The organism is Streptomyces sp. NPDC037126 (assembly GCF_055605965.1).
Genome location: NZ_JBVJTD010000004.1, coordinates 147,980 through 173,896, shown reverse-complemented (window position 1 = coordinate 173,896; position 25,917 = coordinate 147,980). Strand labels below are relative to the sequence as shown.

23 protein-coding genes and 2 pseudogenes are annotated in these 25,917 nt (G+C 72.6%); 15 read left to right on the top strand and 10 right to left on the bottom strand.

What is annotated here, in order from left to right; genetic code table 11:
• Positions 1-58 precede the first annotated feature (58 nt).
• Positions 59-1,048: an aldo/keto reductase gene (locus ACZ7FF_RS12320; RefSeq protein ID WP_470811719.1), complete on the top strand. Its 990-nt coding sequence runs from the start codon at positions 59-61 to the stop codon at positions 1,046-1,048.
• A gap of 183 nt (positions 1,049-1,231) precedes the next feature.
• Entirely contained in the window at positions 1,232-3,394 is a 2,163-nt protein-coding gene (locus ACZ7FF_RS12315; protein ID WP_470811717.1) for a SpoIIE family protein phosphatase, read from the top strand.
• Here ACZ7FF_RS12315 and ACZ7FF_RS12310 read toward each other — a convergent pair.
• Positions 3,379-3,820: pseudogene (locus ACZ7FF_RS12310) on the bottom strand (metallophosphoesterase family protein); the annotation flags it as partial. The gene ACZ7FF_RS12315 and the pseudogene ACZ7FF_RS12310 overlap by 16 nt on opposite strands.
• 240 nt (positions 3,821-4,060) lie before the next feature.
• Between ACZ7FF_RS12310 and ACZ7FF_RS12305 the strand changes: the two are divergent.
• Positions 4,061-5,218 (top strand): PP2C family protein-serine/threonine phosphatase, encoded by a 1,158-nt coding sequence (locus ACZ7FF_RS12305; protein ID WP_470811715.1) that lies wholly within the window; start codon positions 4,061-4,063, stop codon positions 5,216-5,218.
• Positions 5,219-5,308: 90 nt separating this feature from the next.
• On the opposite strand, the gene ACZ7FF_RS12300 is transcribed toward ACZ7FF_RS12305, so the two are convergent.
• From ACZ7FF_RS12300 to ACZ7FF_RS12280, 5 genes are all read right to left on the bottom strand, one after another.
• On the bottom strand, positions 5,309-5,809 hold the full coding sequence (locus ACZ7FF_RS12300) for a hypothetical protein (protein ID WP_470811713.1): 501 nt from the start codon (positions 5,807-5,809) through the stop codon (positions 5,309-5,311).
• Between the two features lie 173 nt (positions 5,810-5,982).
• Positions 5,983-6,447 (bottom strand): SRPBCC domain-containing protein, encoded by a 465-nt coding sequence (locus ACZ7FF_RS12295; protein WP_470811712.1) that lies wholly within the window; start codon positions 6,445-6,447, stop codon positions 5,983-5,985.
• A 97-nt stretch (positions 6,448-6,544) separates the two neighbouring features.
• Complete coding sequence (locus tag ACZ7FF_RS12290) at positions 6,545-7,360, bottom strand: SAM-dependent methyltransferase (RefSeq protein ID WP_470811710.1); 816 nt, start codon at positions 7,358-7,360, stop codon at positions 6,545-6,547.
• Between the two features lie 64 nt (positions 7,361-7,424).
• Positions 7,425-7,550, bottom strand: a complete 126-nt coding sequence (locus ACZ7FF_RS12285; protein WP_470811708.1) for a hypothetical protein — start codon at positions 7,548-7,550, stop codon at positions 7,425-7,427.
• A gap of 1 nt (position 7,551) precedes the next feature.
• Complete coding sequence (locus ACZ7FF_RS12280) at positions 7,552-8,427, bottom strand: helix-turn-helix domain-containing protein (protein ID WP_470811706.1); 876 nt, start codon at positions 8,425-8,427, stop codon at positions 7,552-7,554.
• Between the two features lie 341 nt (positions 8,428-8,768).
• Here ACZ7FF_RS12280 and ACZ7FF_RS12275 point away from each other — a divergent pair, with 341 nt between their 5' ends.
• The 4 genes from ACZ7FF_RS12275 (at position 8,769) to ACZ7FF_RS12260 (ending at position 11,977) form a co-directional block, all read left to right on the top strand.
• The gene (locus tag ACZ7FF_RS12275; RefSeq protein WP_470811704.1) at positions 8,769-9,425 is read left to right on the top strand and encodes an ATP-binding protein; all 657 of its coding nucleotides are present in this window, start codon (positions 8,769-8,771) and stop codon (positions 9,423-9,425) included.
• 395 nt (positions 9,426-9,820) lie between these two features.
• Positions 9,821-10,483: a GNAT family N-acetyltransferase gene (locus ACZ7FF_RS12270; RefSeq protein ID WP_470811702.1), complete on the top strand. Its 663-nt coding sequence runs from the start codon at positions 9,821-9,823 to the stop codon at positions 10,481-10,483.
• A gap of 40 nt (positions 10,484-10,523) precedes the next feature.
• On the top strand, positions 10,524-11,321 hold the full coding sequence (locus ACZ7FF_RS12265; protein ID WP_470811700.1) for an SAM-dependent methyltransferase: 798 nt from the start codon (positions 10,524-10,526) through the stop codon (positions 11,319-11,321).
• Positions 11,322-11,560: 239 nt separating this feature from the next.
• Positions 11,561-11,977, top strand: a complete 417-nt coding sequence (locus ACZ7FF_RS12260; RefSeq protein WP_470811699.1) for a hypothetical protein — start codon at positions 11,561-11,563, stop codon at positions 11,975-11,977.
• Positions 11,978-12,045: 68 nt separating this feature from the next.
• Here the strand turns inward: ACZ7FF_RS12260 and ACZ7FF_RS12255 are convergent, their stop codons facing one another.
• Entirely contained in the window at positions 12,046-12,519 is a 474-nt protein-coding gene (locus ACZ7FF_RS12255; RefSeq protein ID WP_470811697.1) for an STAS domain-containing protein, read from the bottom strand.
• A gap of 107 nt (positions 12,520-12,626) precedes the next feature.
• Here ACZ7FF_RS12255 and ACZ7FF_RS12250 point away from each other — a divergent pair, with 107 nt between their 5' ends.
• Positions 12,627-12,956: a helix-turn-helix transcriptional regulator gene (locus tag ACZ7FF_RS12250; protein WP_470811696.1), complete on the top strand. Its 330-nt coding sequence runs from the start codon at positions 12,627-12,629 to the stop codon at positions 12,954-12,956.
• Positions 12,957-13,105: 149 nt separating this feature from the next.
• Positions 13,106-13,513, top strand: a pseudogene (locus ACZ7FF_RS12245) (ATP-binding protein); the annotation flags it as partial.
• A 55-nt stretch (positions 13,514-13,568) separates the two neighbouring features.
• On the opposite strand, the gene ACZ7FF_RS12240 reads toward ACZ7FF_RS12245, so the two are convergent.
• On the bottom strand, positions 13,569-13,892 hold the full coding sequence (locus tag ACZ7FF_RS12240) for a NucA/NucB deoxyribonuclease domain-containing protein (RefSeq protein ID WP_470812234.1): 324 nt from the start codon (positions 13,890-13,892) through the stop codon (positions 13,569-13,571).
• Between the two features lie 606 nt (positions 13,893-14,498).
• Positions 14,499-14,903, bottom strand: coding sequence for an ArsR/SmtB family transcription factor (locus tag ACZ7FF_RS12235; protein ID WP_470811694.1), 405 nt, complete (start codon positions 14,901-14,903; stop codon positions 14,499-14,501).
• A 110-nt stretch (positions 14,904-15,013) separates the two neighbouring features.
• On the opposite strand from ACZ7FF_RS12235, the gene ACZ7FF_RS12230 reads away from it, so the two are divergent.
• The 4 genes from ACZ7FF_RS12230 to ACZ7FF_RS12215 all read left to right on the top strand — a co-directional run bounded on the left by ACZ7FF_RS12230 (position 15,014) and on the right by ACZ7FF_RS12215 (position 19,872).
• The gene (locus tag ACZ7FF_RS12230; RefSeq protein WP_470811692.1) at positions 15,014-16,993 is read left to right on the top strand and encodes a heavy metal translocating P-type ATPase; all 1,980 of its coding nucleotides are present in this window, start codon (positions 15,014-15,016) and stop codon (positions 16,991-16,993) included.
• Entirely contained in the window at positions 16,990-18,276 is a 1,287-nt protein-coding gene (locus ACZ7FF_RS12225) for an MFS transporter (protein WP_470811691.1), read from the top strand. The genes ACZ7FF_RS12230 and ACZ7FF_RS12225 overlap by 4 nt, the downstream gene beginning before the upstream one ends.
• A gap of 355 nt (positions 18,277-18,631) precedes the next feature.
• Entirely contained in the window at positions 18,632-19,000 is a 369-nt protein-coding gene (locus tag ACZ7FF_RS12220) for a hypothetical protein (protein WP_470811690.1), read from the top strand.
• Positions 18,997-19,872, top strand: a complete 876-nt coding sequence (locus ACZ7FF_RS12215; RefSeq protein WP_470811688.1) for a hypothetical protein — start codon at positions 18,997-18,999, stop codon at positions 19,870-19,872. The genes ACZ7FF_RS12220 and ACZ7FF_RS12215 overlap by 4 nt, the downstream gene beginning before the upstream one ends.
• 453 nt (positions 19,873-20,325) lie before the next feature.
• Here ACZ7FF_RS12215 and ACZ7FF_RS12210 read toward each other — a convergent pair whose 3' ends face one another.
• A complete protein-coding gene (locus tag ACZ7FF_RS12210) occupies positions 20,326-20,550 on the bottom strand; it encodes a hypothetical protein (protein WP_470811686.1) in 225 nt (74 codons plus the stop codon).
• A 114-nt stretch (positions 20,551-20,664) separates the two neighbouring features.
• On the opposite strand from ACZ7FF_RS12210, the gene ACZ7FF_RS12205 reads away from it, so the two are divergent.
• Together ACZ7FF_RS12205 and ACZ7FF_RS12200 are read left to right on the top strand one after the other, a co-directional pair.
• Positions 20,665-22,041: a helix-turn-helix domain-containing protein gene (locus ACZ7FF_RS12205; RefSeq protein ID WP_470811684.1), complete on the top strand. Its 1,377-nt coding sequence runs from the start codon at positions 20,665-20,667 to the stop codon at positions 22,039-22,041.
• A gap of 3 nt (positions 22,042-22,044) precedes the next feature.
• Entirely contained in the window at positions 22,045-25,896 is a 3,852-nt protein-coding gene (locus ACZ7FF_RS12200) for a hypothetical protein (RefSeq protein ID WP_470811683.1), read from the top strand.
• The last annotated feature ends 21 nt before the right edge of the window (positions 25,897-25,917 follow it).

The following is a 25,917-nucleotide window of genomic DNA, read 5'->3' as shown; positions in this document are numbered from 1 at the left end:
TGGAGGAAGGCCCACGCGCCGGGGAGACGACGAGCGAGGACACGGGAAAGGACCACCCATGCGCAAGCGCAGTCTGCGGGACCTCCAGGTATCGGCCATCGGCCTCGGGTGCATGGGGATGTCCGCCTTCTACGGCACCACCGACCAGGACGAGGGCATCGCGACCATCCGGCGCGCCCTCGAACTGGGCATCGACTTCCTGGACACCGCGCAGCTCTACGGCCCGCTCACCAACGAGTCACTGGTCGGCGAGGCGATCAGGGGGCACCGCGACGAGTACGTGATCGCGACCAAGTTCAACTACCGCATGGACGACGCGGTACCGGGCGACATGAGCACCGTGGGCCGGCAGGACGGCTCGGCCGAGCATGTGCGCAGCTCGGTCCACGGCTCGCTGGAGCGGCTGGGCACGGACCACATCGACCTGTACTACCAGCACCGGGTCGACCCGGCCGTGCCGATCGAGGAGACGGTCGGCGCGCTCGGGGAGCTGGTCGCCGAGGGCAAGGTGCGGCACATCGGGCTGAGCGAGGCGAGCGCGGAGACCATCCGCCGCGCCCACGCCGTGCACCCGATCACCGCGGTCCAGAGCGAGTACTCGCTGTGGACGCGGGACGTGGAGGCCGAGGTGCTGCCCGCCTGCCGCGAGCTGGGCATCGGCTTCGTGCCGTACTCCCCGCTCGGCCGCGGCTTCCTCGCCGGGCGCTTCTCCTCCCCGGCCGAGCTGGACGAGAACGACTTCCGCCGCAACAACCCGCGCTTCACCGACGCCAACCTGGAGGCGAACCTGCGGCTGGCGGCGAAGGTGAAGGAGATCGCGGCCGAGAAGGACGTGACCCCGGCCCAGCTGGCGATCGCCTGGGTGCTGGCGCAGGGCGAGGACCTGGTGCCGATCCCCGGCACGAAGCGCCGCACCTACCTGGAGCAGAACGCCGCCGCGGTCGGTATCGAGCTGACCGCGCAGGACCTGGCCCGCATCGACGCCGAGCTGCCCGAGGTCGCGGGCGAGCGCTACGACGAGGCGGGGATGCGGTCGGTGAACCGCTAGGCGAGCGTCGCCGTGGCCGGGCGGGTCGCCCGCCCGGCGGGGGGCGGCATGCCGACCGCCCGGGGTGGGCGTAGCGTCCCGGTAGGCGAGAAAAATCCGGCACACCGGGCTGGGCACTCCCCGCCCCCGGGACGCAGGCGAGCGCCCCGCCGGCCTTTCGCCCCGCGTTGCTGGAGGTGCCAGGTGACCGGCACGGGTGATCCGGCCGTCCGAAACGACGAACTGGACGCCGCGTTCGCGGAGACGGTGCGCCGCACCGGCGCGTCCATCGGTGCGCTCTACCTGCTCACGGCGGACGAGCGGCTGCTGCGGCTGGACGTCCTCTACGGCGTGTCTGCCGAGTTCGCCGCGCCGTGGGCGACGGTCTCGATGGCCGCTCCCGCGCCGGTGGCCGACGCGGTCCGGGAGGATCGCGTGGTCTGGCTGGGCAGCCAGGATCAAATGGCTCGGCGCTATCCGCGCACGGCGATGGCGCTGCCGTACCCCCTGGCGATGGTCGCCGCGCCCGTCTCGGGCCTGCGGCGGTGGGGGGCGCTGCTGCTGATGTGGCCGGCCACCCGGCCGCACCGGATGACCCGGCGGGAGCAGGGCCACATCGCGTCGCGGTGCCGCCACCTGGCCCGGCTCCTGGAGGAGACCGACGGGCGCGGGCCTCACCCGCCCTCCGGCGCCGACGCGCCCCGCGTGCTGTCCCCCGGGTCCGGGGGCCGGCGCGAGGGCCCGGCGATGGCCGCCGCCGACTTCGCCGAGCGGCTGCCCGGCGGCAGCTGCGCCCTGGACCTGGAGGGGCGGGTCACCTACGTCAGCTCCGGGGCCTGCGACCTGCTGGGCGCCACCGCGGGCCGGCTGCTGGGCACGCGGCCGTGGCAGTCCCTGCGCTGGCTCGACGACCCCGTGTACGAGGACCGCTACCGGGCCGCGGTGATCAGCCGGGAGCCGGTCTCCTTCAGCGCGTGCCGCCCGCCGGACCAGTGGCTGGACTTCCATCTCTTCCCGGACGCCAGCGGCATCAGTGTCCGCGTCGTTCCCAGCGGGGACCGGCACGTGGCGACCCCGGCGCCCCACCGGGCCGCGGGGGACACCACGCCCACGCGCGCGGGGCAGCTCTACCAGCTGATGCACCTGGCCGCAGGGCTGACCGAGGTCGTCGGCGTCCAGGACGTCATCGATCTGATCGCCGACCAGGTCATGCCCGCGTTCGGCGCGCAGGGCCTGGTGCTGTCCGCGGCGGACGCGGGGCGGCTGCGGATCACCGGGCACCGCGGCTACGCGCCGGACACGATCGAGCGTCTCGACGGGCTGCCGCTCGACACCACGTTCACACCGGCCGGGAGGGTCCTGACCACCGGGATCCCGGCGTTCTTCCCGGACGCCGAGCAGATGCGGCGCGACTACCCCGAGGCGGTGCCGGTCAGTGGCAAGGGGGCCTGGGCCTTCCTGCCGCTGATCATCTCCGGCCGGCCGGTCGGCTGCTGTGTGCTGTCCTACGACGGCGCCCACCCGTTCCCGGCCGAGGAACGCGCGGTCCTGGCGTCGCTCGCCGGTCTCCTCGCCCAGGCCCTGGACCGGGCCCGGCTCTACGACACCAAGCACGAGCTGGCCCACGCGCTCCAGCAGGCGCTCCTGCCACGCACCCTGCCGACGGTCCCCGGTCTGCGGGTCGCGGCCCGCTATCTGCCCGCGACCCGGGGCATGGAGATCGGCGGGGACTTCTACGACCTGATCCGGCTCGGCGACGGCGCCGCGGTGGCCGTCATCGGCGACGTCCAGGGGCACAACGTAGCCGCCGCGGCGCTGATGGGGCAGGTCCGCACCGGCGTCCGCGCCCACGCGGCGATCGGGGCGGCCCCGGACCGCATCCTCTCGGGCACCAACCGGCTCCTCGCCGATCTCGGCTCGGACCTGTTCACCAGTTGCCTCTGCGCCCACCTCGACCTCGCCGGGCGGCGCGCGACCCTGGCCAGCGCCGGCCACCCGCCGCCCCTGCTGCGCCTCCCGGTCGGCGACACCCGGCCCGTCGTGGTCCCGGCCGGACCGCCCCTCGGGGTCGACCCCGCCGCCGTGTTCCCCCCGACCGTGATCCCGCTCGCCCCCGGTGCGCTGCTCGCCTTCTACACCGACGGCCTGGTGGAACGGCCCGGCGTCGACCTCGACGACTCCACGGCCGACCTCGCCCGCCGGCTCGCCGCCGCCCGCGAGGAGAACCTGGAGCTCGTGATCGACACGCTGCTGCGGCACGCCGGCACGGCCGCCCGGCGTACCGACGACATCGCGCTGCTCGTACTGCGCGTGGCGGACGAGGCCGGGACAGCGGGACGCCACTCCTCTCCGCCGGCCAGGCGGTAGACGTGGAGCGCCTGGCCGATCACCGGCTGGGCCACGTTGCGTACGCGTACCCCGCCGCTGGTCATCCCGTGTTCGGTGCCGGCGTGGGCGTGGCCGTGGACGGCGAGGTCGGCGCCGCCGGTGTCGATGGCCTCCGCGAGGAGATAGCTGCCGAGGAACGGGGGGATCTCAAGCGGCTCCCCGGCCAGGGTGTCCGGCACGGGTGAGAAGTGGGTGAGCGCGATCCGCTCGTCGCAGTTCCACTGCTCCAGGTCCTTCAGGGCGCCGTAGAGGCTGTCGGCGCTGCGACGGGTGCAGCGGACGAACTCCTTCATCAGCGAAGCCCTTCGTGCCGGCCACCCCGATGCGCGCGTCACCGGCGGTGACGACGGCGGCCTGGCCCTCCAGGACGTGTGCGCCGGCGTCCCGGAGGATCGCCGTGACCTGACCTCCGCCTGCCGGACGGACGCCTGCTCCTCCCCGTCGTGGGTCATGGTCCCCTCCCTTCGCGCCGCCCTGTCCCGGCGGCCGTGACCGGCCGCGGGAGCCGCACGGGTACCCGGGGCGCCCGGGGCGGCACGGCGCACCGGGGAGCGGTCGGACCGGGCGGGCTCCGGCGCCCACCACTCCCCCCGGGAACGCCCCCGTGAGTGGCCCCCCGCCCCGCCCGGGAGCACGCTGGTAGGCATGAGGTCATGGTCCGGGCTGGTGCGGCGGCCGTGGCAGTCGTCCCATGCGCTGCTGCTGCTCCCGATCCTGCTCATCGTGGTGATCACGGTGATCGACATGCAGGCCCCCACCAACATCCACCTCGGACCGGCCCTGGTGATCGCGCCCGCCATCACCCCGTCCTTCGCGGGGCCCCGGACCACGGCGGCCATCGGGGGGCTCGCGGTGGCCGCGCAGATCCTCATCGGTTTCACCCACGGCGGGATCACGACCTCGAACCACGTCGTGCAGATCATCACGCTCGGGGTGCTCTCGGTGATCACGGTGGTCTACAGCGCGCTGCGCGACCGGCGCCGGGCCCAGCTGGCCCAGGTGCGTTCGGTCGCGGAGGCCGCGCAGCACGTGCTGATGTGGCCGCTGCCCGAGCGCATCGGCACGCTGCGGATCGCGTCGCTCTACCTGGCCGCCGAGGACGAGGCGCAGATCGGCGGCGACCTGTACGCGGCGACCCTGTACGACGGTGGCGTACGCGTCCTGATCGGCGATGTCCGCGGCAAGGGGCTGCCCGCGATCGGCGAGGCCGCGCTGCTGCTCAGCGCGTTCCGGGAGAGCGCCCACCGGCACATGCCGCTGGGGGAGCTGGCCGGCACGCTGGAGCAGAGCGTCCTGCGGTACGCGGCCGATCTGGAGCCCGAGGAGGAGGCGGGCGAGCGGTTCGCCACGGCCCTGGTGATGGAGATCCCGGACGGTGATCCGATCACCCGGATGACCAGTTCCGGCCATCCGCCGCCGCTCCTGCTGAGCCCCGGCCACGTCGTCACGGTGCCGAGCCTGCATCCTTCGCCGCCGCTGGGGGTGCACGCGGGTGCCGAGCACACGCTGGACGTGTTCTCCTTCGAGCCCGGTGACACGCTGCTGCTCTACACGGACGGGGTCGTGGAGGCCCGGGACGCGCGCGGCCGGTTCTATCCGCTGGCCGAGCGGGTCGCCCGGTGGACCGACGACAGCCCGGAGGCCCTGATCCACCACGTGCGGCGCGATCTCCTCGCCCATGCCGGCGGCAGACTGGGGGACGACGCCGCGCTCATCGCCCTGCACCGCACCCCCGTCGAACGGCGCCGCCACCACGGCCACGAGGCCGTCCGGCACGCCTCGGCCGCCGCCGAACGGCGCTAGAGGGGGCGGGTCAGATAGGGCTGATCACTCCTTGGGCATGGGCCCCGCCCCGAGTGGGGCGGGGCGGGACCGCACGCCTGTCCCTGTCGGTCAGCGGACCGGCTTCAGGTCGGTGATCTTCAGGGTCTTCAGGTCGGACAGGACGTCGATCCGGGTGACCTCGGCGTGCGGTCCGTCGCTCCAGGTCAGCGTGACCCGGCTGGTGGCGTGGCCCGCGCCCGAGCCGGTGTAGGCGACCTTCCACTTCACCGGCACGTTCTGCGCGAAGAGGATGCCGTCGGCGTGTTCCTTCTTCTCGAAGGCGGCGACCTTCTTCTGGGCGGCCGCGGAGAGGTAGAAGGCCCGCAGCGCCTTGGCGGAGGCCCCGGCGGACTTGTCCCCGGTGGCCCAGACGGCGTCGATGTAGGCGCCGTAGAAGTCGGCCACGTGCTGGGTGACGTTGCGCGGGTCGCCCTGGGCGGAGGACACGGCGGCGGCGCGGTTGGTGTGGCTCGCGGAGGCGCCGGCGAGGGCGGGCGTCACGGCGGCGAGGCTGAGGCCGGCGGCGAGGGCGACGGCGGTGAGCAGGGTCTTCCGGCTGCGCTCGGACATGTCTCTGATTCCCCCGGTTTTCCTTACGGCCGGGCTGGCCCCGGCCGTCGACGGCCTTTAAGACCTCATTTGCGCGAGGGCGGTTCCGCGCCTTTCGGGGGAATTCACGGCGCGTGGCGGCCGTCGAAATGGTTGCGTCGTATTCCGGTCCGGGCGCGTGCCGATTCGGCCATTCACACGGTCCGTTCCGTCACCAGCCGGGCGAGCCGGCGAAGGGCCGTGCGGGTGCCCTCCTCGTTGTCGTCGCGGGGGACGCCGTCCGGGATGCCCTCGTGGAGGATCTCCACGTCGGTGCCGTCGCCGGCCGGGGTGAGGGTGGTCGTCATGGTCATGGTGCCGCGCACGGCGTCGTCGTCGGTCTCGAACGCGAGCACCTCGACGACCAGTGCGTCGGGGACGAGCCGGGCGAAGTGGCCGCGGTAGGTGTCGGTGCGGCCGCCGGACTTGCCGGTGCCGTCCGGGGCGTCGTAGGTGAGGGAGACCCGGAAGGCGCCGCCCTCGCGCGCGTCGAACGTGTGCACGTGGGCGGTCATGTTGTCCGGGACCCGCCAGGCCGCGACCGCATCGGGGTCGGTCAGGGCCCGGTAGACGGCGTCCGGGGGTGCCTGCACGTGCCGGGTGACTCGGGTGGCGTACACGGTGTCACGGTACCGGCCGGCGGGGCGGCCCGGCTCCGCTTCCGGTGGGGACGGGGCCGGGGTCCGGGAGGTGGGTCGGACCCCGGCCCCGGGTCGGTCACGGCTTGCGGGCGACCGCGCCGTACATCGCGATGTCCTCGTCGCGCACGCCCTGTTCGCCGCTGCCGTCGGGGTGCCACTTGTGCACCTGGACGATGCCGGGGTCGGCCAGTTCCAGGCCCGTGAAGAACTCGTGGGCCTCGTCGATCGTGCGCAGCCGCATCGGCATGTTGCGCGCCGCGTACTCGCGCGCGACGCGGCCCACCTCCTGCGGCGCGAACTCGGCGGTGCCGATGGACATCGCGAGATGGCTCCCGGACGGCAGCGGCTCAAGCAGCCGGCGTACGACACCGACCGCGTCGTCCTCGTCGAGCATGAAGTGGACGATGGCGATGACCGTGAGCGCGACCGGCTGGTCCAGGTCCAGGGTCTCGCGCAGTTCGGGGGCGTCGAGGATGGCCGCCGGGTCGCGGAAGTCGGCCTCCAGGTACGCGGTGCGGCCCTCGGGCGCGCTGGCCAGCAGGCCTTGGGAGAGGGTGAGCACGATGGGGTCGTTGTCGACGTAGACCACGCGGGATCCGGGGGCCACGGCCTGGGCGATCTCGTGGAGGTTGGGCGAGGTCGGGATGCCGGTGCCGATGTCGAGGAACTGGCGCATCCCCGCGTCCTGGGCGAGCCAGCGCACCGCGCGGTTCATGAAGTCGCGGTTGGCGCGCATGTGGACCGGGAGCGCGGGCCACTCCCGGGACATGGCGTCGCCCGCCTCCTGGTCGGCGGGGTAGTAGTCCTTGCCGCCCAGGATGTAGTCGTAGATGCGGGCGGAGTGGGCGTTCTCGGTGTCGATCCGGTCGGCCGGCCATCCGTTGTCTGGCAACGCCGTGTCTCCCATTCGGGTTCGGGACGGGGGGTGGGGCAACGCGGTGCTGGGTCGGGGCGGTTCACGGCGGGAAGTCGGCGGCGCCCGCCTTCACACAGGTCGGGAAACGCGACGTCTCGTGCGGCGGGAAGACGCCGCCCGTGCCCGGTCGCGCGGCCGGCATGCCGTTGCGTACGGGTCGGGGCACGTCACAGCTCCTTGCGGATCAGGCCGAGCAGGGTCTCGGTCTTCCTGGCGGGCGCGGCCTGGGCGCCCAGCCGGTCCAGTGCCTCGCGGTACACCACGACGTCGTCGGCCTTGTCGAGGTAGACGGCGCCGACCAGGCCGCTGAGGTAGACGATGTCGGGCAGTTCGCGGGCCCGGAAGCGGAAGAGGTGGTAGGCGCCCGCCCGCATCGCGGGGTGCGGCCCGTTGGCGAACGGCATGAGCTGCAGGGTCACATGGGGCATCCGGTGGAGCTCGATGAGGTGGTCGATCTGCGCGCGCATCACCTCGGGGCCGCCGACCGGCCAGCGCAGCACGGTCTCGTCCATCACCACCCACACCCTGGGCGGCGCCTGCCGGGCGAGCAGTTCCTGACGGCGCATGCGCAGCGCGACCCGGCGTTCGGTGGCCTCGGCGGACGCGTGCGGATTGCCCGCGCCGAGCAGGGCGCGGGCGTACTCCTCGGTCTGGAGCAGGCCGTGCACGAACTGGTTCTCGTAGGCGCGGATCTGCAACGCCGCCTGCTCCAGGCTGAGGTAGGCGGCGAACCAGTCGGGCATGACGTCGCGGTAGGTGTGCCACCAGCCCCGCTTGTTGGCCTCGCGCACGGACTGCAGGAAGGTTTCGATCTCCTGCTGGTCGGTCACGCCGTAGACCTGGAGGAGCTTCTCCGCGTCCGCCAGCCGCAGCCGGGCCACCTTGGCGGCCTCCATACGGCGGATCGTGGAGTGGCTGACCCCGATGGCGGCGCCCGCCTCGGCGAAGCCGATACCGGCCCGGGTCCGCAGTTCCTCCAGCTGCCGGCCGAGGATCATGCGCAGTACGGACGGGGCGCCGCCCCAGTCGGTCTCCGCGGTCACACCCCACCCCCTCAGCAGGTATCAGGGTCACCTTTGCACACGATCGCTTTCGCCATGCCACCCGATCACGTTCTGGCGCAAGCAGCATGCACCTGGCCTCTTGCAATTTTCAACTTGCAGGTTGCGGGGCGTTGTTGGCAGGTGCCACAGTGGACTCACTGCTCCGGCCGACCGAAGGAGCGGGCGGCGTGGCCAGGGTCGGGGGAGACCGGGCCGCACCACGGCCTCGTGTGAGGCGGTGTGTCGTCCACTGCGCGAGCGGCCGGCCGACCCGCACCGACACAACCCCCACGCCGAGCCGGACGAACCCACACGCGAGGCCGGACGAAAGGCGCACGGCGATGGCTCCGCCCTCCCTCCCCCGACCGCTCCACCGTCCGCCCGAGGATCTCGGCCCGGACGGATCGCCCGGTGAGCAGGCCCTGTTGAGGCTGCCGGCGGTGCCCGGGGCGCAGCGGGCGGCGGACGCCGAACGTCCGGGCCTCGAACCGCCACGCCGCCCGGTGGACCCGGCCGGCGCTCTCAGACCACCCGGAGGCGAGCGCCTCGGTCGACTCCCTGGGCCCGACGGCCTCGACCGGCTCGCCTCCGGGGTCACGCCCACCGGCTGTGCCGCCTTCGACCTGCCGGCCGTGCCCACGGCGGTCGGCACCGCCCGCCGTGTCGTACGGGACCTGCTGACGGCCTGGGCCGTGCCGGACGGGGTCCGCGACGACGTGGTCCTCGTGACCTCCGAGCTGGTCACCAACGCGCTCGTGCACGCGGCCGGCGAGCGGATCGCCTGCCGCCTGCGCGGCACCGCGAACCGGGTGCGGATCGAGGTCGAGGACGAGGAGGCGGGCCCCGCACTGCCGATGGCGGGCCTGCCCGGACCCGACGACCAGCACGGTCGCGGGCTCTTCCTGGTCGAGTCGCTGAGCCGCGACTGGGGCGTCATAGTCCTGCCCGACCGGCCCGCCCGCGTCGTCTGGGCGGAGCTAGCGGCCGCCCCCGTCTGACACCGGCCGAACCAGCACCACGGACCATCCCCCACCAGTCCGAAGGATCGCCATGAACCACACCTCCCCCCTCCCCTCCCCCGCCGTCGACCCCTCCTGGACCCGCACCCACCCGAAGCCCGACTCCCAGGAACACGCCGACTGAGCGCCGCCGCGGGACCGCGGCCAGACGGGTCACGCGAGGCCGAGGATCGCCGGACGGGCCGCGGTGGTCCGCCCTCGGTACGGATGCCGGGGGAAAACGGTGTCCGGAACGGCCCGCCGTGGACGACGTGCGGCGAGGATCCCCGCTAGATTCACCGCCGGTGCGGATCGTCCGCATCCGTTCGGCGGCCCGTGCCCCGCGGGGACGCCGGCCGCCGGTCGGGCCGTCGCGTCGGGGCTTCGGGGGTCGCATGGTCTGGTCGCTGATCCGCCGGGGCCGCACCGTGCCCGGGCTGCCGGCGCCCGGCCGCTGCGCGCCCGGACGGCATGTCCTGGCCACCGAGCGGCTGCTGCTGTTCACACCCCGGACCCGGCTCGACGTGGTGGCCGCGCTCGCCGCGTGCGCCGACGCCGAGGCGCAGCGGTGGCTGGGCACCCGGGCCGACCGTGTGCTGCCCGACTCCCGCACCCGCCGGACCCTGCTGGAGTGGCGGCCCACCGGGGACGACGGCCGCCGCGTCCCCCGGAGGCTGGCCGAGCCGTTCGTACCCGGACCCGATGAGCCGCTGCTCCTGGTGTGCGTGCGCCGGTCCGACCTCCGCTATGCCGGGGCCGTCGAACTGGAGCACAGGTCGGGCGAGATGGGCGGCTGGCTGGCCCCTGCCTGCCGCGGACAGGGCCTGGGGGCGGAGCTCTTCCGCGCCGGTGCGGCGCTCGCGCACGCGCACGCCGGGCTGGTCACCGTCCGCGCGGGTGCCGAGCCCGGCAACACCGCGAGCCGGCGGGCCCTGGTCCGCGCGGGCTTCGTGCCGGCCCGGGGCCCCGCCCGGCACACGCTGCCCGACGGCCGGGTGGTCGACGCCGTCTGGCACCGGCACGACACCACGGCCGCCGCCCGCTGCAAGACCGACTGACCGGCACCCCGCCACCCCCCACACCGCAAGGAGAGCCGACGTGACAGACACCGGATTCAGCCCGGAGCGCATCGACACCGGCAAACCGCACTCCGCCCGGATGTACGACTGGTTCCTGGACGGCAAGGACCACTACACCGTGGACGCCGAAGCCGCGCAGCAGGTGCTGGAGTTGTTCCCCGGCGTCAAGGACACGGCGTGGTCGAACCGCGAGTTCATGCACCGGGCCGCCCGCTTCGTCGCCCACCGCGGCGTCGGCCAGTTCCTGGACGTGGGCACCGGCATCCCCACCGAGCCGAACCTGCACCAGATAGTCCAGGCCGTCGTCCCGGACGCCCGTGTGGTGTACGCCGACAACGACCCGATCGTCCTGCGGCACGCCGAGGCCCTGCTCCAGGGCACGCCCGAGGGCCGTACCGCCTACGTGCACGCGGACGTCCGCGACCCGGAGCGGATCGTGGCGCACGCCCGTGAACACCTCGACCTCACGCGGCCCGTGGGCCTGTCGCTGATCGCGCTGATGCCGTTCGTCACCGACGACCTGGATCCGTACGGCATCGTCCGCACCCTGCTCGATCCGCTGCCGTCCGGGAGCCATCTGCTGCTCTCCCATGTCAGCGCCGAGTTCGACCCGGACGTGTGGGACCGGATCGAGTCCGTGTACCGCTCCGGGGGCACCGCCGTCCGGGCACGGACACACGCGGAGGTCACCCGGTTCTTCGACGGCCTGGAGCTGTGCGAACCGGGTGTCGTGCCGGTCACGAGCTGGCAGCCCGCGGCGGGGATGCGGGTGCGCGTGCAACAGCCGGTGTACGTGGGGGTGGCCCGCAAGCCTTAGGGCCTGTCTGACCATGCGCGTCGTCGCCCGAAGGGCGGCCGCGCGGCGTCAGGCCCGTGCTCTCGGCGTGCCGGCCCCAGGCCCTCGTACCGGACGTACTCGGGTCCGGGACCGGCGCGGCGAGCGTGCGTGCAAGGCGTCGCGCGGCAGACGCGAATGGTCAGACAGGCCCTAGCCCACGGGTGGGTCTCCCTGGCCCTCGGCGCATCCTGGACGCGTCCGCGGTCGTTGGGCCTTTCATGATCACAGTTTCTCTGGGCCGGGCCGCCGTGTCGGCGGCGGCCGCGGTCGTCCTGGCCGCGGGCGCCGCCACGGCGAGCCCCGCCACCACGGTGCACAGGCATGACCTGACGCTCGCGAACAGCGCGAACGGACGATCCATCACCGCTCACACGGGTGATGTGATCACCGTCCGCCTCACCGGCAGGCGGACCCCGACGGCGACGTGGGCCTGGAGTTCGCCCACCGCCGCCGACGACGAGGTGCTGCAGCGCACGGCCGGCGGACGCAGTCCGAACGGCGACGCCACGGCGGTGTTCCGCGTCCGCGACGCCGGGCGGACCACGCTCGACTCCCGAATGCGGTGCGTGCCCGTGCCCGGCAGCGTCTGCTCCCAGGCGATCCTGACCTGGCAGGTCACCGTGACGGTCCGCTGATCCCCGTGACCACGAGCGGCCCGGCGGGCCGGTGTCCGCGGCCGGCGCGCCGGGCTGTCCGGCCGCGGCTAGGCGACGTCGTCCCCGCGGTCTCGCGCGGCTCCCGCGGCTCCCGCCGGTGAGCACGGACCGGGCGCGCCCACGGCCTCCTCCACCGTCGCCCGTAGCTCCAGGACGGCGTCGGCTCCGGTGAGTTCGAGGATGCGCCGAAGCCGCGGGGTCGGCGCGACCACGCTCAGGTCCGTCGCACGGTGGGTGCGGATCAGCAGGTTAAGGAACGTCGAGTCCGCGAAGGAGACCCTGGAGGCGTCCAGGACCACCTTCGGGTACTGCCTGGCTCCGGCGTCCAACGCCTCGGCCAGGGGTGTGATCGAGTGCAGGTCGTAGGAGCCGTGCGCGACGACGACCCACGCGCCGTCCCGCTCGTACTGGACGACCAGTGCCTCCGGCGGGCGCTGCCCTCCGCACCGGCCGGACGATCGCCCACCGTGCTCAGCGGCGTTGTCCCCGCACCCTCGTATGACGGCCTCGTCCCACGACACGCTCGGGTCCTCCTGTGAGTCTTCCCCCGTCGAACCACGTCATCTGTTACACGAAACTTATGTCATGTAACGAGCTTCCGGCAAGCACCCCCACTAAAATGCGGTGCATGGTCGAACTCCCCGAGTCCCACAACGGATGGACGTTCATCACCAATCACGCGCGCGTGCTGGCGACCATCGCCGACAACCCGAGCGTCCGGATCCGCGACATCGCCGTGCGCTGCCGCCTCACGGAGCGCGCGGTCCAGCGGATCATCGCCGATCTCGAGCAGGACGGTTACCTCTCCCACACCCGCGAGGGACGCACGAACACCTACCGCATCCAGCCGGGCAAGGTGCTGCGCCACCCGGCCGAGGCCGGCCTCTCCGTGGCCTCCCTGCTCTCGCTGCTCGTCCAGGACGAGACCGACCGGGCGCGGAAGCCGCAGGCCCAGTGACCGCCGGTCCGTGGCGACCCGGACGGTGCGCGGCATCCGCCCGGCCGGAGGTTCCGGTGCCCCGGCCCACGGAATTCGCCTCGGCTCGGTTGGGGCCGCCGCCCGCCGGGCAGACGAGACAGGGACCGTGGTCGGCTGAAGGAGAGACAGTGGCGAGGGACTCATCACTGAAGGCCGTCGGGTGGGCGCGTTCGCTGCCGATCAGCAGCGGAGTGCGGACGGCCCGGGAGTGGACGCGGGCGCACCTGGCCACGCTCGGCTGGGAACGGACGGCGCCCGATCTGGTGGACTCGGTCGTGCTGACGGTGTCCGAGCTGGTCACCAACGCCCACGTGCACGCCCACACCGCGGCGCAGCTCATCCTCATGTGGGACGAGGAGTGCCTGCACGTGACCGTGCACGACTCCTCCACGCGGCTGCCCGAGCAACGCGACGCCGGTGAGGGGGCCCTCGGGGGACGCGGGCTGTTCCTGGTCGACGCCCTCACCGACGGCTGGCAGGCCCACCGCTGCCCGCGCGGCAAGGACGTCACCGCCTGCTTCCAGCCCCCGCGTCCGCACGGCCCGGCGCAGGCGGCGACGCCGGCTGAGTCCGCGGTGGCGGACCGCGCCGTCAGGGAGTGCGGTATCCGCGGAAGGCCACCCGCTTGCGGGTCGTGAAACCGAGCCGTTCGTTGAAGCCGGCAGCCGCCGGGAGCGCGTGGGCCGTACGAACGGAAAGCCCCCGCTGAACATGCGCTGACCCTCCTGGCCGGTCAGCGTTGTTGTGCGGGATCCGATCGCTGCCGTACCAGGTGGAAAGCTCTGAGCCCGCCTTGCTGTTCTCGGTGCCCGGCACGTAGTGGACGGAGCAGCGTCCGTCGCCCCGGCCGGCGCCCTCCATGTCCGAGGCGATGGGGAACTCGTCGCACTCGTAGCTGTCGTTGGGGCGGCTCAGGCCCCGAGGCCGGCAAGCCGGCCTGTGCCACCTGAAAGCTCATCAGAACCAAGTCGTTGAACACACCGGACGACGTGAGCTGGTCGGTGTGGTCCTCCACGGTCGCGTCCCGCATGTCGTCGGAACCTGTGCCGATTTCGGTCTCCCGGAACCGGACCATGCCTTCGACCTCGCCCTGACCGTCGAGCTTGAAGGCCGTGTCGTAGTCCGAGCTGCAGAGACTTACGTGGTTGATCACCTTGCCGCGGCGATTGTATGGGCGTCCGGCATCGCTCGGCACTGTTCTTTGGTGAGGGCCGCGGCGCCGAGGATCCGCTTGTTCGCAGCCGCGTTGCCTGGCTCGGCAACGTACTTCCGGCCGCCCTCCTGCATCGTGGCGAGGCTGCCAATGCCGAAAGCCACCGGTCGGTGATGTGATCCGCAAACTGCCGAGGGCTGAGCCCGGTGAACGGGACGCCGTGATCACAGCCACCCCGAGATCATCTCAGTTGCCAGGGCGGGCCGATCCCGTCGATCCCGTGTGCTCAGCCGCAGGGCAGGGAGGGCGCAGGGGCTGGTTCTCCTCCCGGGCGATGGGGCCGACTGCAGTCCGGACGTCTCCTGGTCTCAGCCTGGCGGAGCGACCATCGACTTCGTCGCGGGGGCTTCGACGGCGACCGGGGTGTCGCTCAGGCCGAGGCGGAGGTGTTCGACGTGGTACAGGGCCTGGTCGAGGAGTTCGGCGACGTGGTTGTCGTAGAGGGAGTACACCACCGACCGGCCCTTGCGGGTGCCGACGACGAGGCCGAGGTTGCGCAGCAGCCGCAGTTGGTGGGAGCAGGCGGACTGCTCCATCTCGACTTCCGCCGCCAGTTCGGTCGCCGGAAGCGGGCCTTCGCGCAGCCGCGCGAGGATGAGCAGCCGCGAGGGAGTGGCCAGCGCCTGGAGTGTGGTGGCGACCTTGGCGGCACTGGCGGCGTCCAGGCGCTTGCGCGGGACGCTTCCGGTCGGCGGTGCGGCTCCATGACCCATGCGCCCATGCTACGGCACCACACATGAACACATGAATGCCTCTTCATCTGTTCCTGTTACGGTGGTGAAGTCGACCCGTCGCGTCCGAACCTGCGAAGGACCCCGCTCCCATGTCTTCCACCCTCACCCGCCCGGCCGAGACCGGCGCCGCCCGCGAGACGGTGGCGCCCCGGCGGCGCACGCTGATCTTCGCGTTGCCCGAGGCCCGGTGGGCGGCGGCTGCGCTGGTGCTGTTCCTGGTCGCGCTGCCGCTGTATCTGACCGGCGCGTCGGCGTGGTCGTGGGGACCGGTGCTCGCGGCTGTCTACGTCACCGGCGGCTGGGAGCCGGGCCGGGCCGGTCTGCAGGCGCTGCGGGACAAGACCCTGGATGTGGATCTGCTCATGGTCGTCGCCGCGTTCGGTGCGGCGGCGATCGGGCAGGTCCTGGACGGTGCGCTGCTGATCGTCATCTTCGCCACCTCAGGTGCGCTGGAGGCGATCGCCACCGCCCGCACCGCGGACTCGGTGCGCGGTCTGCTCGACCTGGCTCCCACGGCTGCCACCCGCCTGCGGGACGACGGCAGCGAGGAGAGCGTGCCCACCCAGGAGCTGCAGGTCGGCGACCTGATCCTGGTGCGCCCCGGTGAACGGATCGGCGCCGACGGGCGGGTGCTGGACGGCGCCGGCGACGTCGACCAGGCCACCATCACGGGCGAGCCGCTGCCGGTGGCCAAGGAGCCTGGGGACGAGGTGTTCGCCGGCACCCTGAACGGCACCGGCGCCCTGCGGGTGAAGGTCGAGCGGGACCCGTCCGACTCGGTGATCGCCCGGATCGTGGCCATGGTCGAGGAAGCCTCCGAGACCAAGGCACCGACACAGCTGTTCATCGAGAAGATCGAGCAGCGCTATTCCATCGGCATGGTGGCCGCCACCCTCGCGCTCTTCGTGCTGCCGCTCGCCTTCGGCTCCGCTCTCCAGCCGACGCTGCTGCGGGCCATGACCTTCATGATCGTCGCCTCCCCGTGCGCGGTCGTGCTGGCCACCATGCCGCCGCTGCTGTCGGCGATCGCCAACGCCGGTCGCCACGGTGTGCTCGTCAAGTCGGCCGTGGTCATGGAACGCCTCGGGCAGGTCGATGCCGTGGCACTGGACAAGACGGGCACCCTGACCGAGGGCACGCCCCGAGTGACGGACATCCGTCCGACGGCCACCCCCGGCCTGACGGAGGCCGAGGTGCTGCGGCTGGCCGCGGCCGCCGAACACCCCAGTGAGCACCCACTGGCACGCGCGATCGTGGACGCCGCCCGCACCAGCGGTCTGGACATTCCGCTCGTGGAGGACTTCAGCTCCGCACCCGGCACCGGCGTGAGGGCAACCGTCGAGGGCGAGTCCGTCGCGGTCGGCAGCCCGGCCCGCCTGCCGGACAGCCACACAGGCCATCCCGCCCTGGACGTGGCCGCACGCCTGGAGGAAGAGGGGCGCACCGCCGTGCTGGTCACCCTCGACGGCAAGCCCGTGGGGGTCCTGGGCATCGCCGACCGGTTGCGTGAGGAAGCCACCGCCACCGTCGCGCTCCTGGGCGAACTGGCAGGCGCCACACCGGTACTGGTCACCGGCGACAACCCGCGCGCGGCGGCCCGGCTCGCCGGCGAGGTCGGCGTCACGGACGTCCGCGCAGGTTTGCTGCCACAGGACAAAGTGACGGCGGTGCAGGAGATGGGACAGGCGGGGCGGAAAGTGCTGGTCGTCGGCGACGGCGTCAACGACGCCCCCGCGTTGGCCGCCGCCCACACCGGCATCGCCATGGGCCGCGCCGGTTCCGACCTCGCCCTGGAGACCGCCGACGCGGTCGTGGTCCGCGACGACGAACTGGCGACCATCCCCGCTGTCGTCCGCCTCTCCCGCCAGGCGCGCCGCCTGGTCGTGCAGAACCTGGCCATCGCCGCGGTGTTCATCACCGGCCTGGTGATCTGGGACCTGGCCGGGACCCTGCCGCTCCCGCTGGGTGTCGCGGGCCACGAGGGATCCACCGTCATCGTCGGCCTCAACGGCCTGCGTCTCCTCGCCGACGGCGCCTGGCGCCGCGCCCGCAGCGGGACGCAGCGGTGAGCCGCCGCGGCCGCAGGACCGGCCAGGAGGCGGACCGGCCAGAGCGGATGGGGCCGTGGCGGTTCGTGGTCTGGTTCGGGACCGTCAGCCTGCTCGCCGACTTCGTGTACGAGGGCGCCCGCTCGATCACCGGTCCCCTGCTGGCCTCGCTGGGTGCGTCCGCACTGGTGGTCGGTGTGGTCACCGGGGCCGGTGAGTCGGCGGCGCTCGGGTTGCGTCTGGTGTCGGGCCCGCTGGCGGACCGGACACAGCGCTTCTGGGGGCTGGCGATCGCCGGCTACGCCCTTACGGTCGTCTCGGTTCCGCTGCTGGGCGTGGCGGGGACGCTGTGGGCGGCCTGCGTGCTGGTGGTCGCCGAGCGGGTCGGCAAGGCGGTGCGCTCTCCGGCCAAGGACACCATGCTGTCGCACGCCACCGCCGCTACCGGGCGGGGCCGCGGCTTCGCCGTGCACGAGGCGATGGACCAGATCGGCGCCCTGGTCGGCCCGCTCCTGGTGGCCGGCGTGCTCGCTCTGACCGGCAACGACTACGGTCCCGCGCTGGGTGTGCTCGCTGTTCCCGGCATTGCCGTGCTGGTGCTGCTGTTCTGGCTGCGGGCCCGGGTGCCGGAACCGCATGCCTACGAACGTGAGGTGGAAGCCGAAGCACCCACGCGCATGCCACCGGATGCGCCGGACGGACGGCTGCCGAGGGCGTTTTGGTCCTACGCGGGGTTCACCGCGGCAACCACGACCGGGTTCGCCACCTTCGGTGTGCTCTCCTACCACTTGGTTCAGCGGCATCTGCTGACGGCTGCCTGGGTGCCGGTGCTGTACGCGGCGGCGATGGCCGTCGACGCCGTAGCGGCACTGGCCACGGGCTGGGTCTACGACCGGGTCGGCCCGCGCGTGCTGATCGCCCTGCCGGTGCTCACGGCGGGCGTGGTCGCGCTGGCCTTCACCAACACGGTCGCGATCGCCGTGGCCGGATCGCTGGTGTGGGGCGCGGCCATGGGCATCCAGGAGTCCACCCTGCGCGCCACCGTCGCCGACCTCGTGCCCAGCGGACGACGAGCCACTGCGTACGGCCTCTTCGCAGGCGTGGTCGGCGCTGCGAGCCTTGCCGGTGGCGCCCTGACGGGCGGCCTGTACGGCTACTCGATCCCGCTGCTGATCACGGTCGTCGTCGCCATCCAAGTCCTCGCCGTCCTGCTGCTGGCCGTCACCCACGTCACCCGGCGGGGCGCGGCATCCAGCGGCTCGGTCCGTACGGCAAAAGCGGATCGGCCACCGCAATCTCGATGAGGCGGTTGTACTCGCGACACATTCACCGCAAGCGAAGAAGCCCATAGGCAGACCGTCATCACCCTCGCGCGTCGCCTTCTGAACGACCTGTGGGCACTCCCCTCGCGCACAGCCTGCCACTTCGCGCCGCCATCCTCAGCCGAGGTGGCTACGGCCGGCGACGAGCCAGGCGTTGAAACCACATGGGCCCGGCCCACAGGCCAGACCGTCCCCCGCTGTAAGGCGTGCTTTCCCCAGGCCGATCGGGCTGTTTCGACGCCCGATGGGCGGTACCGTCTGATGTGGGGTCAGCACAGGCAGTGGGGGGGTGTCGTGACGGGCATCGTTCGCGTGGGCTGTTCGCAAAGCTCAGCGCGTGGCCGGGCGGGCGGACGGGGAAGTCGACCGGGCGCTGGACGCCGGAATGGATCGCCTGCATGACTTGGTGAGCCGCAAGCTCGGCAACGACCCTGTGCTGCACCGGCTGACGGAGGAGGCGGCAAGCGGGCACGAGTCGCCCAGCGACCGAATCCGGCAGCGGGTTGTGCTCGCGCTGGAGGAGGCCGACGAGACCGATGCCGGCTTCGCCGCCGATCTCGAGCGGGCGGTGGCCCACCTGCAATCCCTGGCCCCGGCATCCGGCAGTCGGCCTGGAGGGGACCATCTCGAGTTCCATCACAACACCTTCTCCGGTCCGGTCCAGGCCAAGGGTGTCCAGCACATCCACCGCGGCGCCGCATCATGACCGACGGCAACAGACAGCACGGCGCGCAGGACGAATTCGAGTTGCGCGACAACACCTTCCAAGGCCCCTTCCAGACCGAGGGCGTCCAGCACGTCCACTACTACGGCGCGCCCCGGGCGACGCCTCCGGCCCGCAAGTGGTGGCGGCGTCGGGCGACAGGGGTGTTCGCGGCACTGGCCTTGGTCCTGGGTGCGGGAGGCGCGTACACGGTGTACGCGCTGGGATCGACCGCCGAACCGGATGAGAGGCCGGTGCCGCGGCTGCTGGATCCCGGTAATGCGAGGCTTCCGTCGTTCGTGCACATACAGGCGGAGGAGCAGTGTTCCTCCAGCGTCAACTACTACGCGGAGACGGCGGACGACTACCAGCGGGGACAGCACAGGGGGCAGAGGCGTCTGGGGCCGGTAGCCGTCGACATCACCAGCCAGACGTCTTCCGAAGAGGCAGTGCTGCTGGTCGGCATGCGGGTGCTGGACGTACAGCGGAAGCCGCATCCGACCACCGGAATCGCCGTTGATGACGGGGGGTGCGGAACAGCAGTGGGCGTCAGGCCGTTCCAGACCGATCTGGACAAGACCGATCCACCCGTCATCGCGAAGGCGGCTGCGCACCCACCGGTGTCCTTCCCCTACAAGATCTCGTCGAACGATCCCGAGGTGTTCCAGCTCACCGTGGAGAACACCACCTGCTTCTGTGCCTTCGCCGTCGAGATCGACTGGGTCGCCGCGGGAAAATCCGGCAAGACGATCCTGGACAATGGCGGATCGGGCTTCCTGTCCGGTGCGGCTCCCAAGGTTCCCGCGTACACACTCGACTCCTCGAGCCGACTGCTGCGGACGACGTACCGGCAGCTTCTCCCGTCGCGCTCGTGACACGATCACGAGCCTGACGTCCGCGAGACTCGCTGGAACCTGCAGCGCAGATCCGTCTCCCCGGCGATCGGCTCATCGCCCCGGGCCCCGACCAGCGGGAAGAAGCCAGTCAACTCGCCCGAGCAGTTGAGCTTTTGGAGGGCGAATCCGGCTCACACCGAATGGCGATGCCGGGTGGCACCTCCGCCGGGCAGCCGACGCCTTTGCACGGCTTGTGAGTACAGGAGGCAGGCCAGGACAAGCTGTGAAGCGCGGCGAAAATGTGCGGTGGCGGCGAGGCCGACCGAGCCGGGGCCGAACTTGGCACGGATGGGGTCCATCGCCCCTTCGGCCACCGGCCGGGACTCACGTGCCTGATCGAGGCTGATCTGCTGGGGATGTCGGCGAACTCGACAGGCAGCTGCCCGGCCGCGCTGATCTCGCGCCCGCGTGGCGGCGGGCGGCTCGGCGCTGTCAGGACAGTACGGTCACGCCCAGCGCGATCAGTCCGCAGAGCACGGTGAGGGTGGCGCCGAAGGCCGTGCCCGCGCGGAGCACGGAGCCGGGCAGCGACGCCCCGTCCCAGCGCGCCAGCAACCCGGCGGCGACGGCGGCCAGTAGCGCGAGTACGACCGCGACGAGGACCGCCACGAGTACAGTGAGGAAGTGCGCGGGCGATGCGGGGGGCGGGACCGACATGGGGCATTCTCCGTTCGGCGAAAGGCTGTTGCGGGAGTCGTCCGGGAACGAAAATGGCGCAGTCACCGTACGGCGGCGTACGGGCGAACGAACCTGTACGGGGTCACTCACGACATGGCCGAACGCCGACGAGACCGGAGCACGGCCCTGGCCGAGCTCAAACAGCACCTGCGGGACCGGCGGGACGCGCGCGGTCTGAAGATGCTCGCCCTGGAGCGGCTGGCGGGGCTGGGCCACACCACGGTGAGCAAGGCCCTCAACGGAACGGACCTGCCCACCAGAGCCACGCTGCTGGCCCTGGCACGGGCCCTGAACACCGATCCGGATCCGCTGCTGCGGCTGTGGGACGAGGCCGTGGAGGCCGCCCGCGCGGAACCGCCGCGCGAGCCGGCTGCATCGAGCAGGACGGGCGCGCCCGCGGAGGCGGACGGGGCAGGAGGGTTGGGGGCGCGGGACTTCTTCCACGACCTCATCGAGCAGCACACGCGGCTGTTCGCCGGGCGCCGCGCGGAGAGCGAGAGGATCATGGACTTCGTCCGGGACCGAGCCTCGGGCTATGTCTTCGTGGAGGCGCTCTCGGGATACGGCAAGACCTCCCTCCTCGCGGATCTGGTCAGCCGGCGCCCGGAGTTCCGTTACCACTTCATCAGCCAGGCGTACCGGAGATCGGGCGGAGGGTTCGACCCGACCAGTCCCGGGGATGTACTGGACTGCCTGTGCGAGCAGTTGGACCCGCACCATGTGCGCGGCGCGGACCTGAGGAGCCTGGAGCGCCGCTTCCGCGGCCTCATGACCCGGGCACCGAAGAAGCCGACGGTCGTGGTGCTGGACGCCGTGGACGAGCTGGAACCGCCGGACCAGCTCCGCACCCTCCTGCCGAGACGACTTCCGGACGGGCTCGTGCTCGTGCTCTCGGGCCGCAGCCAGGGCGACCGGTCCTGCCTCGACGACATCGCTCTCCGCCCGGCGGACCTCGGCCTGCACCTGTGCCTCCCCGGCCTGGACGAGGCCGCGCTGGCCGAACTGCTGCGCAGCGCGGGCGGCGCGGCGGCCCCCCTTGCCGAGGACGCCGACTTCGTCGGCGAGATGGCGCGCGTCTCCGCGGGCGACCCGTTCTACGTGCGCTTCCTGGTCGAGGACACGGCCACCGGCACGCTGACGCGCGACAATGTCGAGCGCACGCCCACCGGTCTGGAGGGCTACCTGGACCAGCAGTTGGAGCAGCTCGCACGCAGCGCCCACCGCGCCGAACACGTCGAGATCCTCGGCTTCCTCCTGGAGGCCGGCACACTCTCCGGAAAGGACCTGCACGACCTCGTCGACGGACTGAACTGGCTGAACTTCGACAGCATCCTGCGCGGGATCCACCGCTTCCTGCTGGTCCACCGCCGGGCAGCGCCGGGGCTCGTACCGCGGCGAGGGGACGAGGAGTACAGCTTCTGCCACGACCGGTTCCGGCAGTACTTCCGGGGCAGGGCCGGAATCGGCTGAGCGATGGCGTCCCTGCGCGACGACGTCAGCGCGCTCGTGGCCGGCGGCTTCGCGCGCGCCCGACTCGCGGCCCACGTGCGCGACTGGCGCCGGCGCCGTACGCCTTACACGATCGAGAACGCCGTCCGGCTGGCCGCCGAGGAGGGCCGCGGCGGCGACCTCCACGACACCGTCCTTGACGAGGAGTTCCGCGAACTGCGCCGAGGCGTGTCCGACGTCAACGCCCTGCGGAGCGACCTGCACATCGCCCGCACCTACTTCCGCACGCGTGATCCCGACCTGGTCCGCTACCTGCGGGTGCTCCTGCTGGAGCAGCATCCGTTCCACACCCTCGCAGGTGCCGACGTCCAGCGGTCGCACTGCGACGCGTACGCCGGCTTCCTCCAGCTCGACCAGCTTCCGCACGAGCGGCGCGCCACCGGACTGCACGGCGTCCTGCGGCGCTTCGTCCCCGACCCCTTCGATCCCCCTGACGCCGGGGGCACCGTCGCCTCCGGCGATGCGCCGGACGCCATCGACGCCGGTGACGCGGGGGGCCGCGTCCGTGCGATCGCCTTCGAACTGGGCGATTGGAACTGTTCCTGCGGCCGGCTGACCGGGCATGCCCGCCGCTACGACCACACCTGCCCCTGCTCCGCCGTCAACGGCCACGGCAGGATCGCCGAGCCCGCGCCCCGCTGCCCCGAGCCCGAGTGCGGCGGAGCCGTCGACTACGCGGTCTGCCCCGACTGCGGGACGAGGGTGACCCTCGCCGGCCTCTGGCGCATCAGGAATGGCGGCGCCGGGCCGTCCGACTTCCGGCTGCCCCTCACCCTGGACCTCGCCCTCGAGGGCCGTCACGGCACGACCCGGCGGGTGCGCCGGCTGCTGATGTACCTTCCCCTGCCCATCGGCGTACGGGAGTCGGAAGGAGAGATCGTCTTCGATCCGCCCGCCGTCTTCTGGGAGGACGACTCCGTGCGGCATTTCGACGAGTCGCGGGAGGACGACCGGTTCCTCGTGCTGCGGGGGGCGCCGCGCTACGACGGCCGGACCGAGCTGGGCCCGATCCTCGAAGCCCTCCTGCGACGCACCCTGCTCGGCCGCGGTGGCTCCTACGCCCGCTTCCGGCGCGAGCTGCTGCGGGACCTCACGGACGACGAACCGGCCGCCGCCGGCCGCCGGGTCGGCCACCACCCCAAGTGGCTACGGTACACGCGCGGATTCTGGCTCCGGCTGCGCGACCTGAGCGAGAAGAACCTCGGCCCCGCCGACCTGGTCAGTCACGGAGCGGTGTCCGTCCGCTGCACCGTCGCCGCCTCCCCGCGACTGCAGGGGTCGGCTGCCCTGGTCAACGAGCGCCTGGCCGATCCCGACGCGCTGTCGGTCCCGGCGCTGCTCCAGCTCACGACGGAGTTTCCCGCCGACGCGGTCTTCTCCCCCACCCCGCCGTACGTGGCCGACCGGCGGACGGTGAGTCTCGACGCCTGCGGCCTGGCAGCGCCGGGACGCGAGGTGCACCCTGGGCAGCTCCTCGTGGGCGCCGGCGCCCCCCTGGTCAAGGAGGCCCCGCGCACGCCGGAGGAACGCCTGCTGGAGGCCGTCTTCGGCAGCGAGGCGCTCCTGCTGCGCAACAGGTCCCTCGCGATGCCCGGCCGGCTGCCCGGACACGTCCTGGCCCAGCGGATCAGCGGTGGCGCGGCGATCGACGCGATCCCGAACGCTCCAGGCCGGCACCTGCGGGGTGGCATGGGCCGGACGCGCGTCACCGTCACCCTCGCCGTCGACCATCCGCTGCAGCAGGGAGACCTGCTGGACGACGGGTCCGGGACCACCGTGGTCGTGTGCGGCCTCGCCGGCGGAGCGCTGCTCAAACGGCTCGCCGACCACTGCGAAGAGCCGGACCTGGTCGTGGCACCCGGCCACCCCTGGGCCCCGCCGCCAGGCCGGGCCGCCCGCACGGTCCACGTCCACCTCGCCGCGCAGAGCCTGGCAGGCCCGGACACCGGCGTTCGGGCCGCGGGCCTCTATTCGATGGTGATCCAGCAGCCGCTGCTGGGTGCGACGTACGGCGAGGGCGCCCAGCTGATGGAGCCCGCGGAGTTCCGATGGCTCATCGCCCACGGAGCACGTCACCTGGCGATGGAGATCTACGGACCGCGCGGCGACTGCGCGCGGTGGCGTACGGACCTGGCCGACTCCCTCCAGGCGGGCGACGGCCGGCTCGCCCCGCCCGCCGCGCGCCCGGTCGCGTTGCACGACTGCGCGTCCCATGCCGTCCGCCGCCTCGACCTGACCCTGCGGGCCGCCCGCATCGCGCCCCGGCTGGACGCCGGCCGCCTCGCCCTGCGCCTGATGACCGACGCCGAAGTCGTGTACGGCTCGTCCGGCCAAGTGGTGAATGAAGCGTTCTTCGACCCGTGGACCCGGCGCCCGGTGCCCGGCGGCCTGTTCTGCCCGTACGTCTTCGGTCCGGACCGCGAGGGCGAGTGCGCCTGCGGGGAACGCCATGGTCCGCGGGACGTCGGCCGACCCTGCGGTGCCTGCGGGCGCACACTGACCACGCCCGGGGAACGCGGCCGACGGCTCGGCCACATCGAACTGCCCGTGTCCGTCGTCCACCCCTGGTACCTGAGCGGCGCGGCGGGCGCGCACCTCGCCCGCGTGCTGCGGCTGACCGAGCCCGAGCTTCGGGGACTCGCCGACTGCGAACTGTTCCTGGTCACCGATCCCGGGCCGACCTCGCTGCGGGCCTGGCACCTGGTGAGCGGGGAGGAATGGCAACGAACTCCCGGCTACAGCGCGGCTGTCGCCGTCACGGGCGGGCAGGCGGTGAAGATGCTCCTCCACCAGGCCGGTGACCACGCCACGGGCGGCCTGCCCTTGGACACCGTCGCCGTGCAGCGGCTGCCGGTGCTGCCCCCGGACCTGCGGCCCGACGTCCGGTTCGAGGACGGCCGGGCGTACGGCACCGATCTGAACGACCTCTACCGGGCGGTGCTCTCAAGAGCCGCGGCGGTCCGCCTGGAGTCCGGGCGGCCGCTGAACGTAAGGATGTTCGCGCGCCGCCTGCTTCAGCGCGGTGTCGGCAGGCTGCTGGACAACGGCCGCCAGGAGGACCCGGCGCGGGACCACGAGCACAGACGGCTGGTCGGCGTCGCGGAGTGGCTTCCGACGCGCCGTCCCTCCACCGGCACCCTGCGCGAGGACCTCCTGAGCAGGTCCGTGGACTTCAGCGCCGGCGCGCGACTGGTCGTCGGCCGGCTGCCGGACCCGGACGTGGCGACCGACGAGGAGAACGACGACGAGTACGGCCCGCACGCTCTGGACACCGTCCTGCTCAGCCGTGACCTGGCGCTGGGACTCGTCGAGCCGTCACTGGTGCACGCTCTGACGGCCGCTGGAACGGCCAGGGATCCCGCACAGGCACGCCTGCTGATCAGGGACCGTGCCGATGCCGTCATGGAGTTGCTCGACGCGGTCTGCGCGCGGACGAGAGCCCTGGTCGCTCTCCCGTACGGGCCCTGGCGGCTGGTGGCGCTGCGTTTCCGGGCCTCCGGGATCCCCGCGCTCCAGGTCCGGCCGGGACTGCTGGACCTCGTGGGCTGGCAGAACCTGGGCGAGGCGGTGCGGATCTTCGGTGTCCTGAGCGACGAGGGGATCCGCGAGGCAGCCGGCTTGCTGTCGGTCGACGCCCTGCGCCGGGCACCCACCGCTCCGGCTGATCCGGCCGCGGCAACGGGTTCCCTCTTCGACCTCTCGTGCGCCGACGCGGCCGACCGTCTCGCCAGGACGGCGGTGACCGGTGAGTCCTTCCCCTTCGTGCCGGACGACGGACTGTTGCTGTGCGACCCCGGCTGGCTCGCCCAGCCGTGAGATCCGCCGTCCGGAACGACG